This is a genomic window from Paraglaciecola psychrophila 170 (assembly GCF_000347635.1).
GTDB lineage: Bacteria > Pseudomonadota > Gammaproteobacteria > Enterobacterales > Alteromonadaceae > Paraglaciecola > Paraglaciecola psychrophila.
Map to the genome: position 1 here is coordinate 4,722,857 of NC_020514.1, position 19,479 is coordinate 4,742,335.

18 protein-coding genes and 2 pseudogenes are annotated in these 19,479 nt (G+C 39.8%); 15 read left to right on the plus strand and 5 right to left on the minus strand.

Translation table 11 applies throughout. The features are described 5' to 3' along the window. The first annotated feature begins 1 nt into the window (after nucleotide 1). The 9 genes from C427_RS27915 (at nucleotide 2) to C427_RS20715 (ending at nucleotide 8,674) form a co-directional block, all read left to right on the plus strand. Nucleotides 2–319: a sensor histidine kinase gene (locus C427_RS27915; protein WP_015431280.1), complete on the plus strand. Its 318-nt coding sequence runs from the start codon at nucleotides 2–4 to the stop codon at nucleotides 317–319. A 30-nt stretch (nucleotides 320–349) separates the two neighbouring features. Next, nucleotides 350–1,396: a cache domain-containing protein gene (locus C427_RS20680; protein WP_015431281.1), complete on the plus strand. Its 1,047-nt coding sequence runs from the start codon at nucleotides 350–352 to the stop codon at nucleotides 1,394–1,396. Continuing rightward, nucleotides 1,396–2,046, plus strand: a complete 651-nt coding sequence (locus C427_RS20685) for a response regulator (protein WP_007643129.1) — start codon at nucleotides 1,396–1,398, stop codon at nucleotides 2,044–2,046. Before C427_RS20680 ends, C427_RS20685 begins: the two co-directional genes overlap by 1 nt. A 506-nt stretch (nucleotides 2,047–2,552) precedes the next feature. Beyond that, nucleotides 2,553–3,389: a MipA/OmpV family protein gene (locus C427_RS20690; RefSeq protein ID WP_007643127.1), complete on the plus strand. Its 837-nt coding sequence runs from the start codon at nucleotides 2,553–2,555 to the stop codon at nucleotides 3,387–3,389. Between the two features lie 122 nt (nucleotides 3,390–3,511). After that, complete coding sequence (locus C427_RS20695) at nucleotides 3,512–4,987, plus strand: S41 family peptidase (RefSeq protein WP_007643124.1); 1,476 nt, start codon at nucleotides 3,512–3,514, stop codon at nucleotides 4,985–4,987. A 369-nt stretch (nucleotides 4,988–5,356) separates the two neighbouring features. Continuing rightward, a complete protein-coding gene (locus C427_RS20700; RefSeq protein ID WP_236613718.1) occupies nucleotides 5,357–6,193 on the plus strand; it encodes a MipA/OmpV family protein in 837 nt (278 codons plus the stop codon). Nucleotides 6,194–6,262: 69 nt separating this feature from the next. After that, the gene (locus tag C427_RS20705; RefSeq protein ID WP_007643119.1) at nucleotides 6,263–6,631 is read left to right on the plus strand and encodes a DUF3019 domain-containing protein; all 369 of its coding nucleotides are present in this window, start codon (nucleotides 6,263–6,265) and stop codon (nucleotides 6,629–6,631) included. A gap of 26 nt (nucleotides 6,632–6,657) precedes the next feature. Next, the gene (locus C427_RS20710) at nucleotides 6,658–7,347 is read left to right on the plus strand and encodes a response regulator (protein WP_201765525.1); all 690 of its coding nucleotides are present in this window, start codon (nucleotides 6,658–6,660) and stop codon (nucleotides 7,345–7,347) included. Nucleotides 7,348–7,393: 46 nt separating this feature from the next. Beyond that, nucleotides 7,394–8,674: an ATP-binding protein gene (locus C427_RS20715; protein WP_007643116.1), complete on the plus strand. Its 1,281-nt coding sequence runs from the start codon at nucleotides 7,394–7,396 to the stop codon at nucleotides 8,672–8,674. On the opposite strand, the gene C427_RS20720 is transcribed toward C427_RS20715, so the two are convergent. From C427_RS20720 to C427_RS20735, 4 genes and pseudogenes are all read right to left on the minus strand, one after another. Then, entirely contained in the window at nucleotides 8,671–9,111 is a 441-nt protein-coding gene (locus C427_RS20720) for a hypothetical protein (RefSeq protein WP_007643114.1), read from the minus strand. The two genes, C427_RS20715 and C427_RS20720, sit on opposite strands and share 4 nt — an antisense overlap. Before the next feature lie 123 nt (nucleotides 9,112–9,234). After that, nucleotides 9,235–9,570, minus strand: a complete 336-nt coding sequence (locus C427_RS20725) for a zinc ribbon domain-containing protein YjdM (protein ID WP_007643113.1) — start codon at nucleotides 9,568–9,570, stop codon at nucleotides 9,235–9,237. Nucleotides 9,571–9,740: 170 nt separating this feature from the next. Next, nucleotides 9,741–10,262, minus strand: a complete 522-nt coding sequence (locus C427_RS20730; RefSeq protein ID WP_007643111.1) for a hypothetical protein — start codon at nucleotides 10,260–10,262, stop codon at nucleotides 9,741–9,743. Between the two features lie 378 nt (nucleotides 10,263–10,640). Continuing rightward, nucleotides 10,641–11,869 (minus strand): annotated as a pseudogene (locus C427_RS20735) (XylR family transcriptional regulator). A gap of 150 nt (nucleotides 11,870–12,019) precedes the next feature. Between C427_RS20735 and xylB the strand changes: the two are divergent. Further along, entirely contained in the window at nucleotides 12,020–13,489 is a 1,470-nt protein-coding gene (xylB, locus tag C427_RS20740; protein ID WP_007643109.1) for a xylulokinase, read from the plus strand. Further along, nucleotides 13,486–14,805 carry a xylose isomerase gene (gene xylA, locus C427_RS20745; RefSeq protein ID WP_007643107.1) on the plus strand — a complete coding sequence of 440 codons (1,320 nt, stop codon included), beginning with the start codon at nucleotides 13,486–13,488 and terminating at the stop codon, nucleotides 14,803–14,805. The genes xylB and xylA overlap by 4 nt, the downstream gene beginning before the upstream one ends. 173 nt (nucleotides 14,806–14,978) lie before the next feature. On the opposite strand, the gene C427_RS20750 is transcribed toward xylA, so the two are convergent. Then, on the minus strand, nucleotides 14,979–15,506 hold the full coding sequence (locus C427_RS20750; RefSeq protein ID WP_007643105.1) for a protein-tyrosine phosphatase family protein: 528 nt from the start codon (nucleotides 15,504–15,506) through the stop codon (nucleotides 14,979–14,981). Nucleotides 15,507–15,744: 238 nt separating this feature from the next. Here C427_RS20750 and C427_RS20755 point away from each other — a divergent pair, with 238 nt between their 5' ends. The 4 genes and pseudogenes from C427_RS20755 to C427_RS20770 all read left to right on the plus strand — a co-directional run bounded on the left by C427_RS20755 (nucleotide 15,745) and on the right by C427_RS20770 (nucleotide 19,403). Next, entirely contained in the window at nucleotides 15,745–16,533 is a 789-nt protein-coding gene (locus C427_RS20755; protein WP_007643101.1) for an AsmA family protein, read from the plus strand. A 416-nt stretch (nucleotides 16,534–16,949) separates the two neighbouring features. Continuing rightward, a complete protein-coding gene (locus tag C427_RS28340) occupies nucleotides 16,950–17,228 on the plus strand; it encodes a transposase (RefSeq protein WP_007643100.1) in 279 nt (92 codons plus the stop codon). Between the two features lie 153 nt (nucleotides 17,229–17,381). Next, nucleotides 17,382–18,071: pseudogene (locus C427_RS28345) on the plus strand (IS3 family transposase); the annotation flags it as partial. A gap of 780 nt (nucleotides 18,072–18,851) precedes the next feature. Beyond that, nucleotides 18,852–19,403: a GbsR/MarR family transcriptional regulator gene (locus C427_RS20770; protein WP_015431285.1), complete on the plus strand. Its 552-nt coding sequence runs from the start codon at nucleotides 18,852–18,854 to the stop codon at nucleotides 19,401–19,403. Nucleotides 19,404–19,479: the final 76 nt, after the last annotated feature.

Below are 19,479 nucleotides of genomic sequence, written 5' to 3' on the forward strand. Positions count from 1 at the left end.
TATGATTTTGTCTATCAGATTACTTTTTATAGCTGTTTTGCAAGTTGTCATTACATCAATTATTACCTATTGGCTGGTTGCTGATGAATACATAGAACTCTCGGAGCAAAGTTTAGAAACCCTAGAAAGTTTTATGATTGAACAAAAGCAACAACAGTTAAAAAACTACACATCTATTGCTATATCTGCTGTAGAACACCTCTATAAACCTTCAGACCAAGACAACACTGTGGTTAAGTCACTGGTAGCAGATATCTTTGACAGCATGTTATACAGTGGCGATGACGGCTATTTTTTGTTTACGATGGTAAAGGCGTAAGCATCGCTCACCCGAAAGAACCCTTTAGAATTGGTAAAAAATTTTTGGGAGTTGGAAAATTCAAAGGGTGAAAAAACAATCCAAATATTATTAGAAAATGCCAAAGCTGGTGGTGGATTTTATCGCTATCCTTGGTTAAAGCCTTCTTTACAAAAAGTGTCTGAAAAAATGGGTTATTCGGTTTACTTAGCGAATTGGGATTGGATGGTAGGCACAGGCGTATACTTAGATGATGTAAATAGTCAGCTAAGTATTTTGCAAGATGAAATAGACCAACATATTAATAAAACAAAACAGATCATATTACTGGTTGCCATATCGTCCATCTTTATTATTTTTCTATTTGGACTGATTGTTAATCTCAATCAAAAGAAAAGAACCGACCTGAAAATTAGTGAGCTAGGCCAGAAAATAATTAATCTTCAAGAAGAAGAGCGGCGATATTTTTCACGAGAGCTGCATGATGGTATTGTACAAATATTGGTATCCATTAAGTATTCACTAGAAGCCACGTCAATATTTCTTAAAAAAGCTGAACAAACCAAACCGGCACCACTGGAACATGCAGAAACCAATTTAGTCACTGCAATTCAGGAAATTAGACGAATTTCCCACCACTTACATCCGCGGATCCTAGACGAGCTTGGCTTATCAGCCGCTATGGATTCACTATCTAAAGAGTTTTCGCAGCGCACAGGTGTATTTGTGAATGTCACTAAACCAGCCGTCAGAAAATTATTGCCCGACCATATCAACACAACCTTATATCGTGTTGTACAAGAGTCACTTAATAATATAGAAAAACATGCCAATGCCAGTTACGTCGCCATCCATTTAAGTATACAAAACAATTGGTTAACCTTGTTAGTCAAAGATGATGGCTCAGGTTTCGATACAAGCCCAGAAGCAGATACATCGGGTTTTGGTATTGGTTTGCGTAACCTAGCTGAACGTGTGGAGTATCATTCAGGAAAATTCGATATATCGTCAAGTAAAAAAGGCACAACAATACGGGCTGAAATTCCCACGGCGAGTTTCGTCAATTACTTTAATCAATCTAATATAGAGGCTGCATGATGAATAGTGATGAATTAGATGTTAAAAAAATCACTGTGATGTTGGTTGATGATCACCCAATGGTGCAAGGTGGACTTAGGGCTTGTCTGTCATTTTATGAAGACATTAAAATAGTAGGATCGACCACCGAGGGCAAGGAAGCATTGAACAAAGCGCTCGAGCTTAAGCCAGATGTTATTTTGATGGATATCAGCATGCCATTTATGAACGGTATCGATGCAACAGAAATTATTACAGAACAATTAGATGATACTAAGGTGCTTATTTTCAGTATGCATGATAGTGCAGAATTTGTTACCAGTTCCATCCAAGCGGGTGCCTCAGGTTATATCCTTAAAGACACAACCTCAGAAGAAGTTTATTATGCCATAAAAGCAGTCTCCAATGGTAAAACCCATTTCAGTAGTTCTATTGCAAAAGTGTTAGTAGAGAGCCCTGTGCGGGCTGGAAACGAGAAGTTAACCACCAGAGAGCAAGTAATTTTGTCCTATATTGCCCAGGGTAATTCTAGCAAGGAAATTGCCAGAAAACTTAACATAAGTTTCAGAACAGTAGAAGCACATAGGCGTAACATAAAAGCCAAATTAAATATTGATTCGTTAGCCGAACTAGTTCGCTATGCTGTGAATCATGGATTAGTCGAAAGCTGAATTATTAAAAATTCTTACTAAACTAAACAGAACTAATTTATTAACTCAATAACACCCTTGTTGTCCATTGGTTTTATATCCGGTGTATAAAAAAATCAGGAACAGTCTCTGTAATCTTCCCCGAGTTTGTGGACATTCAGCTTGCCAATAAATATGTATTTTCATATTTATTGTTGGAAAATGCTTAGTCCGCTATAGGTCGATTTAAGCCTTTTCTAGACTAGAACCTTATGTCTGCAATTGGCACATTATAACCAGACATAACTAGCCCCTGTACCCAACAACAATGCACATTTTACCTGCTTTACCTCTGTGCTCTCTGCGTCCTCTGTGGTTCAAATTCTTTTGTTTTTAACTTCTCCCGTAAATCTGACTTTCCCATAGGGCGGATTAGCTTTGTTCGGTTTTACTCTCCTACACTTTGTTACAAACGCTGCATCTTGATACGTATTTTGTGTTTGGTTAAAAATATACTGCATGGGTATTCAATTAACTAGGAAGTAAACATGCAGTCTTCACACATAAAAAAACTATCATTTGTTGCGATATTGTCAGTCGCGTTTTCATCATTGACTCACTCTGCAGATATTGCTCGGGAATTACGCAGCAATGCGGATAAAAATAGCGCGCCAGAAAATTTCCTCGAAATAGGCGTCAATGCAAGAGCGGGTATTGGCTCATCTTTGACTGAAGAGGATGGCAAAGAAACTGGCTTTGGCATTCACGTGAGTGGCAGTTACAACTGGAACAATTTTTTCATCGATGTAGGGATGGAAACATCCGAACCATTGAGCATAGGATATAACGCTTACAAAAGTGAAAACTGGTCTTTTGACTTAATGCTAGGCGCCACAGGTGGTGGCATATCAAAAGACACCGACGATCGATTTATCGGTATCACAAAAAGACAAAGCAGCACTATGTTAGGCGGACGCTTAACGGGGTATTTTGGACAAAACATTTTGCAAGTGTCAATTAAGCATGATGCCAGGGGCCGAAGTAAAGGTACTGTTGCATCGGCCTTGTTAGGGCGCAATTGGCAAGTTAATGACTGGAATTTTCATGGCCTAGCAGGGCTAACTCTGGCGGATGCAAAATTTAACGATTATTACTTAGGTGTATCAGACGCAGAAGCAGCCATAACTGACTTTGAAGCATACGATGGCAAAGCTTCAGTAAGCTTTAATTCATCAGTAGGAGTCACTTACCCTATTTCAGAAAGTTGGGAGTTTCGGGCAACCGCTCATGCAGGCTCAAACTTTGGATATAACGACAGCCCTTTATTTAGCAAAAAGAGAGACTTTTATACGGGTATTAGTTCCAGTATTAGCTACGAATTTTAAGAATATAAGCAAAAATTGACTCTTGTTCATCTTTATCACTTAAGACTTTGCTGAACAATACCTCGAATAACTTGTGGCTGCTTGGAAAACAAACAGCCACTTAAACATAAAAGAATATACCCATGAAACCCTCAGCATTTTCGAAATTACCCTTTATCTGCTGCATCACAATGAGTTTGTGCCTAAGTGCTTGTAACAATGATAAAGAACAAGCCGATATTACAATTAATAACATCGAACCATTAGTTGGCATTTGGCAGGCACCCGCGTATGGCTATGCGCTGGATATGCAGGCCGATACTCATCAGTTATATCAGTTTACTTCAGAGTCTTGCCAAAAAATTGAATTTGATTTCGATCATGATGAGTTAAAAAGCAGTATGCAGCTCAGTGATGACAATAACTCTATTGTTAACACTTTTACTGGTGCCAAAAATCCTGGCATCGTGATGAACAAAGGGAGTAGCTTACCCGATCTTTGTCTGAACGACTTAGTAGCCAATAAAGGTGATGCTAATTATCAATTTGATGCTCAGCGAGATTTTGAAATATTTTGGCAAACCTTTAGTCAATATTATGCGTTTTTTCATATTGAAGATGTAGATTGGGTTGAGGTGTTCCAATTAGCAAATGGCCAAATTAGCCCCCAGACCACTGAAGCTGTATTAGTTGAAATATTAACTGAAATGGTTGCCCCCCTAAAAGACTTCCACGTGCAGATCGGCAACGAGGACTTAGATATCGCCTTTTCGGTGCAACGAAAGGCCTCATTATACGCAATAGCGCTATTAGACTTTATCTCAACCCAGCAAGTAGAATTACCCTTTTGGCAAGAACAAGAAGAGGCCTTTGAAATTTACTTTAAAAATGCAGAACAACAGTCTATTGACGCCATTTTGAGCCATGTTGTGATGGACTCAGAAATTGAAATGAATGATAACGAAACAATGTTTTGGGCAACATTTGAAAATAATATTGGTTATCTCAATGTGACCACCATGGACATAAGTGAATTCGGTGATAGCGATAATAATGTCGCACAAAATAAAGTAATATTGACCGAGACCTTGAATGAAGTTATGCAGTACTTTGCTGATGTAGATGGCGTTATTATTGATGTGCGAAATAATGATGGCGGAGATGATTTTGTGAGTAGGATGATCACTAGCCGCTTTATCGATCAATCTTTACATGCGTATAGTAAACAGGCGAGATTAAGTGATAGTCGCACCCCACTGCAACAAGTTTTTATTGAGCCACAAGGTGATACTCAGTTTCTTGGACCGTTAGCAGTGATGACCAGTACATCCACCTATAGTGCAGCTGAAATCTTTGCAATGAGCATGCGTCAGCGAGCAAATACCGTTTTAGTCGGCGAAGCAACCGCAGGTGGCTTTTCTGATGGTCTCAATAAATCACTACCTCATGGCACAATATTTAGTTTGTCGAACGAATTTTACCTCACACCTGATAATGAAGAGTTTGAAGGGGTCGGGGTGCCTGTGGATATTGAACAAGCATTTTTTACCCTAGAACAACGAGAGCAAGGTATTGATTTGGGTTTGGAAAAAGCGCAAGCGTGGATTATTCAGCAGTAATGAAGGAGTACGTTTCAGCAACACGTGAACGCTAAGTGCCCTTCAAGTGTTGCGATCAATCGTTGCTTTTAAACATTTCATTCTTCGATTAGAATAACTTTTTTTGATGAGTTTGAACATCGCCACATCAAACGATGCTTCACCTGCACAGTCAAAGTATATTGGCTCAAAAACAATGCTGTTGATAATGCCAAGTGGGCTAGGCCCTTAAAAGTGGCATTTGAAGGTTAGATCTAATGAAGGTTAAGCAGCTGCCGCTTGCTTTGAATGATAAATTGCTACATTTTGTTACAAAAGCTGCATCTTGATACGTATTTTATATTGAGTTAAAAATATACTGTATGGGTGTGCATAATTATGGAAGTAAACATGTGGTATTCCCCCATAAAAAAACTATCGCTGATAGCGATATTATTAGTCGCATTTTCATCATTTGCTTATGCAGCGGATATCGCCCGCACATTACGAACCAATACTCAGGATAATAATGATCCAGATAATTTTATAGAGATAGGTTTGGGTGCAGGCGCATTTGTTGGTTCGTCATTAACAGATTCAGATGGGATATTTGCTAGCCCAATCATTAACCTGAGTGCCAGTTACAACTGGAATGGATTTTTTATCGATGTATTGGCTGAAACAGCCGAACCTATAGTCATAGGGTATAACGCTTACAACAGTGATAACTGGTCTTTTGACTTAGTGTTAGGCACAACTGATGGTGGCGTATCTGAAGACACCGACGATCGTTTCATCGGTATCATAAAAAGACAAAGCAGCACTATGCTGGGCGGACGAATAACTGGTTATTTTGGAAAAAACATTCTGCAAATGTCTCTCAAATATGATGCAAGAGGACGTAGCAAAGGTACCGTAGCGTCTGCCCTGTTGGGACGCAATTGGCAATACAGAAATTGGAACTTCCACGGCTTAGTTGGCCTGTATTTAGCCGATGCAAAATTTAATAATTATTATTATGGCGTGACAGAAGAAGAATCGGCAGTAACAGGGATACAAACCTTCGATGGTGAAGCTGCTATCACCTTTAACTCATCTATGGGTGTCACTTACCCCATAAGTGAAAACTGGATATATCGTGCCACTGTAGGTTTTGGTTCAAATTTCGGACAAAATGATAGCCCTCTATATGAGAAAAAAAGAAATTTCCATATCGGTATTAGTTCCAGTATTAGTTACGTTTTTTAAGTGAATATCCAGACTATGGTTATCACTTATCAGAATCACTTACTTTCATTAGTTTTGGGTTTTACTGTAATGGCCTGCCTATGGGCCAGCAATACGTACGCTAAAGATAGTCGCCTCAAAGAAAATGAACTTGTCGTTACACCTAAACGTTGTGTCGCTTTACGCCAAGGGCAAGTTTGCTATCAACAAGTCACTTTTAGATGGTATCAGCCAGATGTTGGAAACTATTGCCTAGTCGAGCTATCGACCTCTGAAAATATAAAATGTTGGTCAAACGTCAAAACTGGCGAAGTTGACTTTGATTTTCAGTCTGATGGAAGTTTGACTTATGGAATACGGAAAATAGATGAACGGACTACTCTCTCCTCTACATATATCACAGTGTCGTGGGTGTTTAAATCGTCTAAACGCCCTAAAGCAAGTTGGAAATTATTTTGATTGAAGAGCCTGACCTACTCCATATTATGTTGGTCGAAGATGATATGTCACTAGCCGAATGGTTCAGCGACTATCTGACTGAACACGGCTATCTAGTCACCTTAGTAAACCGTGGCGATGTCGCAGTTGAATTAATCAAAACAGATAACCCAGACCTAGTAGTGTTAGACATTATGCTACCCGTCAAAGACGGCTTTGATGTATGCAGAGAAGTGCGTGGCTTTTATCATGGTCCTATCTTGATGATGACCGCCAGAGACCAGGAAATGGATGAGGTCTTAGGGTTAGAGCTTGGAGCAGATGACTATGTTACCAAACCGATAAAACCGAGGGCCATGCTGTCTAGAGTAAAAGCGCTTTTAAGACGCGTCAATAACCAAGAACAAACTTCGCTCGAGAGCGAAAACTGTATTCAATTTGGGCAGTTTCATCTAGACGCCAACTCACGTACCACTTTGCTAAATGGTTATAAAGTCCCTATTTCTAGCAACGAATTTGATGTGCTTTGGTATTTAGCTCAGTCAGCTGGGCAAGTGGTTAATCGCAACGAGTTAGTCAAAGCCATACGGGGGATAGATTATGACGGTTTTGACCGCAGTATGGATATCATTGTATCTCGTCTCCGTAAAAAATTAGGTGATGACGCCAACAACCCCTTCAGGATAAAAACAATCTGGGGCCAAGGTTATTTGTTCGTAACCGACGCTTGGGATTAGGTTTGATGGGTATGTATAGACCACTAGCAACTTGGCAGGCACAATAATGAAGAAGCTCGTACTGTCTTTAGTCATTGTTATGTTCACCGCCATCATATTTTTAGGTTGGTCGCTTGATACCTTATTTAATAACTATCAAGTACAACAGCATTCCGATGAGTTCAGCGCCTATCGAAAAATTGTTGCTTCATTGGCCACCACCCTAGATTCAGTAGATGACGCCCACGCTTTTGTTAAGGCTTGGCAACGGGCCAATCCACAACAACTAAACCTTATTCCAATGTCAGAATTCCCTCTGCCAGCCGAATTAAAACAGGGTTTCAATCAAGGTCTGTCCTTGGTGCTGGAATCAGCCGAACGGATCACGGTGAACCACATCATGCCGTCACAACAACAAGTATTAGTGATGTCGATTCCACAGCAAGGCTTACAACAAGACAACCTAAGCTTACAAATGCTACTCACTACAGCGTTTTATTTGGGAATTTTATTATTTGTTGGTATCTGGCTTTATCCGCTGATCAAACGGTTACGGCTATTAAGCACAGCCGCCAAAACCTTTGGTGCTGGCGACTTTACTTGGCGTATTCCGGTTTCTGGGACTTCTTATGTGGCTGATATTGAAAATGAATTTAATCGTATGGCACAGAAGATAGAAACCCTCATTCAAGATAACAAATTATTAGGTAACGCCGTTTCCCACGATTTACGCACTCCTTTAGCCAGATTACGTTTTGGCATCGAAGCCTTAAGTGAAACCAACAAACCCGAGAAACAACACAAATACATTCAACATCTAAGTCAAGATATCTCCGAGATGGAAAGGCTGGTTGAAGTATTGCTCAATTATGCTCGACTAGAGCAGAGCTTGATAAAAGTAGATAAAGTACCAGTCGATTTCAATCAGTTAATGGATGAATGTGTATATGGCATAGATGGCGACGACGGCAAACAAATCAAATGGCAGCCAATGGGTAAAATCACTATTGATGGCGAACAAAATTTTCTCGCCATGTTGATCAACAATCTACTCAGCAACGCCCAGCAATATGCATCACACGTTATTCAAGTGAGTATTGTCCAAACAACACAATATATAGAGTTAGTAGTAGAGGACGATGGCCTAGGTATCGCCCAAGACAAACAACTAGAATTATTGCAACCTTTTACCCGTGGTCACAACGACTCACAAAAACCCGGTTTTGGTATGGGGTTAGCGATTGTCGCTAGAATAGCTGATTGGCATCACGCACAAGTTGCTATCAGTCACTCTGAAGAGTTAGGTGGCGCAAAATTTACCGTGACATTTTCTCGCCTAAACAGTTAATCATGCTCTCTCACCGGCCGACTTGAAGTTTCATTACTGAGAAGGCTTTGCAACCACAATCGTGCCTCAGCGTCTGTTGCAAAAAAGACATAATTCACACCTAAATCTTGATAGATATCTTTCCAAAAACTTTCAACTATTTCAGCAAACTCCACATCAATAAGCACTATAGCTGTGGCACGTAAGTGCATCACCTTTGCTTGTTTTATGGTCTGCATTAACGCTAATTTAGCTTCAAGTGACATTAAAGGTGTACCACTTAACAACACTAAACTTGCCCATGGGGCATGCATAATCTGTTCACGAAAACCGATGACTTGACGCTGATATTCTTGCACCATTTCCAAATTAGCAGGGCCAGAACCTTTAATAATAAGAAGCGGTCCTTCAACTGAAAGTTTTAAATTACCATGTGCGGGGAAAGCTTTTTTACTCACTGCTGTTCCTTTGGAAAGTTGATATCCTTGTGGCGGTTAAAAAGCATAATAGATATATATAGACTGTTGTGCCTGACATTTTGTCACTACCGTTACACTTAATCATTCTGTGGATAATAGCGTCTATACTTTCTTTACAAATTCTGACTTGAGCTTCATCGCACCAATGCCGTCGATTTTACAATCGATGTCGTGATCGCCATCAACCAAACGAATATTCTTCACTTTCGTGCCTACTTTCACAACCAAAGAAGACCCTTTTACTTTGAGATCTTTGATAACAGTAATAGTATCGCCATCAGTTAGTACATTACCGTTTGAGTCTTTGATTATTTTTTCGTCTTCATTAACTTCACCAGATTGTGGCCATTCATGAGCACATTCTGGACACACATACATATCTCTATCTTCATAGGTGAAAGTTGAGTCGCATCGTGGGCATTGGGGTAGATCGCTCATGTAAAAATCCTTATAACAAACACTTGGGGAAATAATTAAAGATAATTATCCGCGCTTTGTTAGGCAATTACCAGCCGCATACTCTGCCCTTTTAAGCGCCTAAGAATTATCAGAGTCAATATTTGATTGGATGAACGACTTAAAATGATTTGGGGTTTATGTTTGTGCGACTAAGCTTGTTGACGCACATAGGTAGCAGTGCTGGGTGCGATCCCAAAGTTGATTTCATCTTTGTTACCTAGTAAAGAATTGATGACGGCTAACAAAGAAAAGTGATGGACTGCGTGACTAGAAACAAAGACTAACTCACGAGCTAAAGTCGATTTGGTTTGAGTATTTTGCGTTTTATTGACGGAGGCCTCACATACTACTATAAGGGGCGTATCAGCATCTAATAGACTAACTTCTATTAACCATTTTTCGACTTCTTGCCACTGTAACAAAGCCGTCTGCGGACAAGATTCAACATTCGAATAACGATTGCGTTTATTGTAATTAATGAATCCTGGGGTTAACCCATCTTTTAATGCTAAATAATGATCCAATATATGCCGCATATGCGCGCCAGCACTGCTAGCAAAATGGGGTTTAATCACCACTTGATAATTTTCAGCTGATAAACCTAGCAGAAAGTCTTTGGCCTGTTGAACAGTTTCTAATTGGCCTTCAAGTGCTATGACATTATTAAACATGTGCTTCCAGTATTATTATTATTATTATTATTATTATTATTATTGATTTGATTTCATTACATACACTTAAGACCATGGGAAATACAAAAACATTTCATCATTAACATGTCATATTTAGCATATCAATCATTCATGCACCATTTTAGGTGAAACTTAATTTACTACACCAATGTTACAGACATATTATCTTCTGAATCATTGCCTTATTATTTATTTAATATTAAGAAAACTCAACTATCATAACGATGTCACTACATTTCATGTTACTAAACTAGCCTGATATAGATAATACTTTGACAGCTAAAAATGAATTTGTATCACAAATTGTTCACATTAATAGCCAAGATCAAATCATAATTGCAGATATCCAGCTTTGCTTTACAAAAACTGCACAGCGTCGCGTTTATATTGGTTTGGCGTTTGTCCAAAATGTTTCTTAAACACAGCGTTTAAATACTGAATGGATGGGTAACCACAGCAGCTGGCTATTTCACCTAATCCTGTGTCTGTTTCAGTTAGCATTTTGCATGCTCGATTTAGCTTTTCATTGTGAATTTCAGTATGAATACTATGACCACATTCTTGGACAAAACGCTGTTCCAGATTTGAACGAGAGATACCCACATAATCAATCACCTGTTCGACTTTGATACCTCGGCAGGCATGCTGACGAACATAGTGCATAGCTTGTATCACATAAGGATCTTGCAGTGCTTTGAAATCGGTAGATTGGCGCTGGATGATCCCCATAGGAGGCACAAGCACCCTCGCCACAAATTTTGCTGCTTGCTGGTCAGGTGATTTTTCTGCAACCTGACGATTTAATTGCCGATGTAATAGCTTGGCTGCTTGAAAGCCCATATTAAAGCAGCCCTGACTGACTGAACTTAAACTCACCCGACTGAGGTTACGGGCAATATCATCATCATCGATAACCACAATTGACACTTGCTCAGGCACTAAGCGATTGGTCTTATCACAGGCTTGAAGTAAATGTCTGGCGCGAGCATCGGTGACGGCAATAACACCAACCGGAAAAGGTAAACTTTCAATCCAGTCTGCGAGCCTATTCATACTGTAATGCCAAGTTTCAAGTTGAGTTTTGTAGCCGCGATAAACCGAGCAACTGAATCCATCTTTTTGACATAAAGCGATGATAGCTCTTTCTCGTTCCAAGGCCCAACGATATTCTTTATCCGGTGGAAAACCATAAAAAGCAAAACGTTGTAAACCTTTTTGCTTCAGATGTTGATAGGCACAATTGACTACCGCCTCATTGTCGGTGGCGACATAGGGCACATCAGGATAATCGTCTGCAGATTGGTATGAGCCTCCTACCCCATGACTGGAATATCTAAGTCACTTAATGCAGATTGCATAACTGGGTCGTCAAAATAGGCAATAATCCCATCAACTTCCCAATTATCGAGATTATTTAAACGTGCTAAACAGTCTTCTTCAAGGTACACATCCCAGTCCGCTGTGGTTGATTGTAGATAATGACCTATGCCTTCTATCACTTGACGGTCATAAACTTTATTAGCATTGAACAACAAACTAGTACTGTATTGCCTATCTTCTTGTCTATTCAGTTTGCTGTATTTCACTGTTTAATGTCTCTGCCGCTTGGCTTTATAGTCGCAAAAAAAGATTAACAATAAAACAACAAATTACGGAATTTAATTATGTAATTTCGTAATTGAGCGTTTTTTAAGTATCAGTCAATATGCTATCAACAAGACTAACGGGGAAATGCTATGTATTTAGGTGTTGATTTAAGCACATTAGGGATCAGGGTGATTATTACCAATCCTCATGGACATATCATTGATTCAGAATCAACAGAATTGGCGGTGTCTCGCCCACAAGCATTATGGTCTGAACAAAACCCAACAGATTGGTGGGTAACATTTTGTCAAGTAATGGATGAATTAGCCAGTCGCCCCTATCTGTCACAAGTCAAGGCAATAGGGTTATCGGGGCAAATGCATGGTGCCACTTTACTTGACAAAAACGCCGAAGTAATTCGTCCAGCAATACTCTGGAACGACGGCCGCAGCAAAGCGGAATGTGTAGCACTTGAACAAGCCGTGCCTAATAGCCGCGAAACTACTGGCAATATTATGATGCCAGGTTTTACCGCACCTAAACTGCTGTGGGTCAAACATCACGAAGCCGATAATTTTGCTCGAATAGACAAAGTATTATTACCCAAAGATTACTTGAGATTCTTATTAACCGGCGACTTCGCTTCAGATATGTCAGATTCGGCGGGTACACTTTGGCTCAATACACAAAAACGAGACTGGAATATAAATTTACTCGCGGCATGTGGTCTGACTTCAAATCATATGCCAAGGCTGTTTGAAGGCAATCAAATCACAGGAGTATTACAAGCAGATTTAGCCAGTCGTTGGGGGTTAACCGAAGTACCGGTAATCGCAGGGGCCGGTGATAATGCGGCAGGTGCTATTGGAGTAGGCTTAGTTGAGCCCGGTCAAGGCATGATCTCCCTTGGCACATCAGGTGTGTATTTTGTAGTGACCGACCAATTTAGCCAACAAGCCGAATTGGCAGTACACAGTTTTTGTCATGCCTTACCTCATCGCTGGCATTTAATGTCGGTTATGTTAAGTGCCGCAAGCTGCTTAGAGTGGTTTGCTAAACAAGTAGTAAAGGAAGATATTGGGCAATTACTTGAGCAACTTGAAAGCTATCCAGTCAACCTTAAAACAACGCCTTATTTTTTGCCTTATTTAAGTGGCGAACGTACCCCACACAATGATCCCCTCGCCCAAGGCGCTTTTATTGGTTTAACCCACGACACCAGCAAACTCGACATGTTACATGGGGTGCTTGAAGGTGTGTGTTTTGCCTTTGCTGACGGTGTCGATGCGCTACATCAATCAGGTACTAAAGCAACTGAGATAACCATTATTGGCGGCGGAGCACAAAGTGCCTATTGGCGACAGTTGATGGCGGATGTGCTAAAGACTAAAATCACCTTTAGGAAAGGGGGCGAAGTAGGCCCGGCACTTGGTGCTGCCCGCCTGGCCCAGTTGGCTATGGAACCACATTTATCTACCGAACAGATTTGCCCACAACCAGAAACTTTACAAATCCATACTCCAAATTCTGCATCTCAACAAATTTTTGAGCAACGACTTGCTGTTTATAGGCAATCCTACTCTCAATTACGCACTATTTTTAACGAGGAAATTTTATGACTACTTATTTTGATGCAATCCCCAATATTCAATTTGAAGGCGCTGAATCTGATAGCCCATTAGCCTTTCATCATTACAATGCAAATGAAGTAGTACTAGGTAAGACGATGTCTGAACACTTAAGATTTGCAGCCTGTTACTGGCACAATTTTTGTTGGGACGGTGCAGACGTTTTTGGTCAGGGTACATTTAATAGACCTTGGCTAAAACCATGCGATCCTATGCAAATGGCCATACAAAAGGCCGATGTAGCCTTTGAGTTTTTTAGTAAACTGAATATCCCTTATTACTGCTTTCACGATATTGATGTGGCCCCTGAAGGCGACAGTATTCATGACTACGTTAACAATTTTTCAACCATGGTCGATGTGCTGGAGCAAAAACAATCTGAAACGGGTTTAAGACTGCTTTGGGGTACAGCTAATTTATTCAGCAACCCAAGATTCGCCGCTGGCGGCGCATCCAATCCTAACCCAGACGTATTTAGTTATGGTGCAACACAAGTGTTCCATGCGATGAATGCAACCAAACGATTGGGCGGTGAAAACTACGTGTTATGGGGTGGACGAGAAGGTTACGAAAGTTTACTCAACACCGACCTACGCCAAGAGCGTGAACAGCTAGGTCGTTTCTTCACTATGGTCGCTGAACACAAACATAAGATTGGCTTTAAAGGCGCATTATTAATTGAGCCCAAACCCCAGGAGCCTACCAAACACCAATACGATTACGATACGGCTAGTGTTTATGGCTTTCTTAAACAGTATGGTTTAGAGCAAGAATTCAAAGTTAACATTGAAGCTAATCACGCCACATTGGCAGGCCATTCATTTCATCATGAAATTGCCACGGCTATCTCATTAGGCATATTCGGCAGTATTGACGCTAATCGCGGCGATCCACAAAATGGTTGGGATACGGATCAATTTCCTACCGCTGTGGATGAATTAAGTTTAGTGATGTACGAAATTCTCAAATCGGGCGGTTTTACCACTGGCGGTTTGAACTTTGATTGTAAATTGCGCCGTCAAAGTAGTGACCCTGCTGATTTATTTCACGGACATATTGGTGGTATGGATCATATGGCACTAGCACTTAAAAAAGCCGCGGCAATTTTAGAAAATGACTTTATTGCAGACAAGCTTTCACAGCGTTACGAAGGATGGGGACAACATTTTGGACAATCGATTTTGAATGGTCAGCAAAACCTTGAATCACTGGCAAGTCATACCCTGAGTAATAGTTTGCAACCCAAGCATGTTAGCGGTCAGCAAGAAATGATGGAAAACAAAGTTAATCGAGTATTGTTCGGTTAACAATTAAAAAGTAAAAAGTAAAAAGTCAGCTCAACGTGAACTGGCTTTTGACTCAGTCACACAAACAATCGAATATTGAGTGTGTGCCTAAAAGATGATTGTGGGGATTTAATAGTGGAATATCATGCTTAGGCGACAGCAAACACGCAAACCATTCTAGGTTGTCAAAACCCTTAGTATTTCGAAATGACTTTGTCTATAAAACCCTGCCAAATTTCATTTGGTACCCAGATTGCCAACATATCCTGCTTGGCACTTTCTTCAGATTCCTTCAATTGAGTCACACGATATAAATATGTAAAGACGGCACCGCGCCAATTTAAGCGGCAATGGGTTAGTGTTATGCCCTCACTCTTGTTAAATTGTTTCATCGTTAAAATATATTCGTGGAAATTTTTAAGGGTCGGATTTTCCCACTCAACTTGAATATTATAATAGGTAAGATTCAGCTCCTTCATTAAGCTTGATTCTTCTTTCCTATCTCCAGGTATTAAATCAATAACCTTATTGACACCCATGGCCTTAAGAGTTTCAAAATGCCCTTGATTTGGCATGCCGGAGCTCACCATATTGGGTGTGTCTACGTGATAATTTTTCAAGTCTGATAACGGGGCATTTAGAGATTTTTCTGATGCGTTTGAATATGGCGCAAAAATAGCGGATAAAAGTACAACGACTAGCGTAAAAATAATTGTTTTCATATTCTGCCTTCCTAGCTCAATAACAAAAAGGGATGTAGGTGGTTCTTACCAGAAAGCAGTATAAACCTGGTCATACCCACATTCAAAATTTGCCAATACTTTAAAAGTTTACGTATCGATTACTGACATTAACAATACACTCATTACAAGTGTATTGTTAATCACCGAAGAGTTAATCTGGTAATTCAGACGTTCTGTTACAATAATGGTATTAACTAAATAGCTAAAAGAGAATTTCATGAAAAAAGGATTAGGTATATTTACTTTGGTAGTGCTGCTGATTGCAGGTGGTGCTTGGTATATGTTGAGCGGAGCTGGTGATTTTATTCGTGCGCAAATAGAACAACAGGGGAGTCAGTATCTTGCCACAACTGTATCAGTCTTCAAAGTAGACTTGGCATTGACTGAGGGGCGAATGACCATCAGCGACCTAGATATAAAAAATCCTAAAGGCTTCAGCAATGAAGACGCATTCAGTGTCGATACGATCACTCTAGATTTAGGCAACGTTACCGGTGAGCCCTATGTGATTCAGACGATGATTATTGATGCGCCAGAAATCCTATATGAAGTAGACGCCAGTGGTAAAGGCAACTTAATCGTAATAAAAAATAACCTAACTTCGAATCTGCCAAAAACTGAAAATAAAAATGGAAGTGAGCCGGTATCACAAGAAGTAGCTAATCCTTTGGTGATAATTGAAAGCATAACGGTAAGTAACGTTCGTCTTAAGTTTAATTTCGAACAACTGTCAACAGGCGATCTAAAGTTAGATAAAAAGGTTTATGAGGTTACTTTACCCACATTTAATGCAGGTCCGATTGGCCAACCTAATGGCATGCCAACAGATCAAGTAGGCATAACTGTGGTCAATACTATGTTAGATAACGTAATTGCTGCAGCTAAAACTGAAGCAAGAAAACGTATAGAAGAAGGAGCTAAGAAAAAAGCGGAAAAGGAATTCGCAAAGCAAAAAGATATGTTGTTGGAAAAAGCGAATGATAAACTCAAGAATTTATTTAATTAAAGTTAAAACTTATCTCGGCAGATGATCATGATTTATGAATCTGTAGTCGGTGTTTTGCACTACACAAGTCACTGAATAAATTGACTTGTGTAGACATATTTTGAATCCAGGTAACTGTCAAAAAATGCATAACTATACTCCTTAATCAGGCTGAAACTGTTAATTAATAATGTTAAGTTATTCATTAACATCACTATTAAGTATTTTGGAGTTATCACTTCGCTTGAAAACTAAAAACAAATAAGCATAGCCACATATAGGGGATTGACACGTCTGACACCAACATTAAACATTGCAACTTATAAGGATCACTTGGGCCGTGTTAATCACAAAAACGAATGTATATGTACATACTGATCTTCCCCTAAATTTGTAGACACTTTTTACTTAGAAACCGAAGTAAGGTAAAAAGTGTTATGAATAAAAAATATCCCGATGAATTTAAACAAGAAGCCGTTCGCCAAGTGGTTGAAAAAGGCTATTCCGTACCTGATGTTTCTAAGCGTTTAGGTATATCCGATAAGTCTCTCTATTACTGGATGAGTAAGGCGAAAGTACCTGCTAGTCAATCCGCAGAGCAAGCAGAAATACGCCAGCTTAAGGCAGAGGTCAAACGCCTGACAGAAGAGCGTAACATCCTAAAGGAGGCCGCCATGTACTTTCCAAGCGAGTCAAAGAAAAGTACACGTTCATAAAATCACGACTCCATGTTTACCGCGTTAACACCATGTGCAAGGTGTTAAATGTCCACCGCAGCGGTTTTTACGCTTGGTTGAAAGAGCCTCAATCTAATACAAAAAAGACAATGTACGATTGCTTGAACAGATTAAAGTCAGTTATGTACAAAGTGGCGTGTGTATGGCTGTCCACGCATCACACATGAGCTGCGCCGTTCGGGTGAAACATGCGATGAAAACCGCGTTGCTAAGTTGATGAAGCAAGCCAAGCTCAGAGCTAATATTGGCTATAAACGGCGCTACTTTGAGCCTTCTACGCCTCATATTGCAGCAGATAACCATCTACAGCAGCAATTTGTTGTGTGCGAGCCTGATACCGCTTGGGTTGGAGATATTACTTACATCAAGACTTATGAGGGATGGTTGTATCTGGCTGTCGTATTGGACTTGTTCTCACGCAAAGTGATTGGTTGGTCAATGCAGCCGACTATGACATCGGATATTGTGATTAAAGCGCTGCTCATGGCAGTATGGCAACGGCCCAAAGCAACACAGGTGATTGTTCACAGCGATCAAGGAAGCCAATATGCTAGCGGTGATTATCGAGACTTCCTGAAAGCGCATAATCTGACTCCGAGTATGAGCAGACGAGGACATTGTCTGGATAATGCTGTTGCAGAAAGTTTTTTCCACTCGCTCAAGACTGAACGTGTAAAGCGAAAAGTGTACGCAACCCGAAGTGAAGCCAAAGCAGATTTGTTTGATTACATAGAAGTGTTTTACAATCGAACGCGACTGCATAGCCATCTTGGCCATGTGTCTCCAGATGAATATGAAATCATGTATTCACAGGCAAGCTAAGTGTCTACAAAACTGGCGGAAGATCAGACACTTAACAGATTGCTGCCACCACAAATACCTAACCACATTGCCCTATTCATATTCTTTCGTCTAACATGACATCAAAACTGGATTCTTTTGAAAATTCACGCTATTACGAACTTGGTGTGTTTTTGATTAAATACCACATTAATAACATCCCATCTTAATGTTTTTGAGTACTCACAATGTTCTTCACTTTTGAGGCTTATAGCTTCATAGGAGGTTTGAACCATTCAAATCCTCATAAAGCCATGAATTAACGTCTAAGCGGCGCTTTTTGACATATTTCATTTTACTTTTCCAACCTAATATCGACGATAACCAATAAATACTGAGTAAGTAAAACTAAGATCAGCTATCTGCAAATATCTGGGGCATAACAACGTTAAATCGCGTTTACGTCATCCACGTTTTTCGCCTAAAAGAAAGGTCTAAAATATCTTCATATCAGTGTGAACTATTAGCCTAATTCCAATGTTTAAAACCTTGATAAGACACTAACGAAATAAACATTAGACATTCATGAATCCTTGAACATAATTTTAAATTTTGAGGCATTGTATTTTTTACTTAGCAGATTTTAGTCTATTCAGATTTAGGGAGTAATTGAGCTGTTACCAACTATTCTGCTATTTCTTTGTTATTTCGTTACATCGAACAGATGCCTTCACACATAGATATATCTTAAATATGAATTGACCTTACCTATGAAACAACATAAACTTTCAGTAGTTATTGAAACTTCAGAATATTTAAATTATGAAAATGACATCTATGATTGAAACCTTCGTTATGCACTTTGGTGAAATGGGCAGTCGTTGGGGGTTTAATCGCACGGTTGGCCAAATGTATGCGTTGCTGGTGATCACCAAAGAGCCTATTAGCGCGAATCAAATTGCTGAAGCCCTAAGTATTTCTCGCGGCAATGTGAGCATGGGGTTAAAAGAATTGCAGTCTTGGCAGTTGATACAACTTCATCATAAACCTGCTGACAGAAAAGACTACTTTCAAACTAATGGCAGTATTTGGGATATGGCGAATCGTGTGTTTGAAGAGCGTCGTAAGCGGGAAATGGATCCTACCTTATCTTTGTTAAGAGATATTCTTCTCGATACACCAGCCAATGAGCAAGAGCAACACGCCCAAAATAAACTCAAAGAGGTGCATGACTTACTTGAAGGTATCACCAAGTGGTCAAGCGAGTTACAGCGTTTGAGTCCAGAAAAACTTGATACCTTAATGAAGTTAGGCTCTGGTGTGGGCAGAGTATTAGATATGAAAGATAAATTGCTTAAACGAACTAACGAATAGCCACTCCGTAGACTACAAGCTATCCAGTAGCTAATAACAAGTAACAAAATTTACACATTTTAAATAGAGGTGTCCC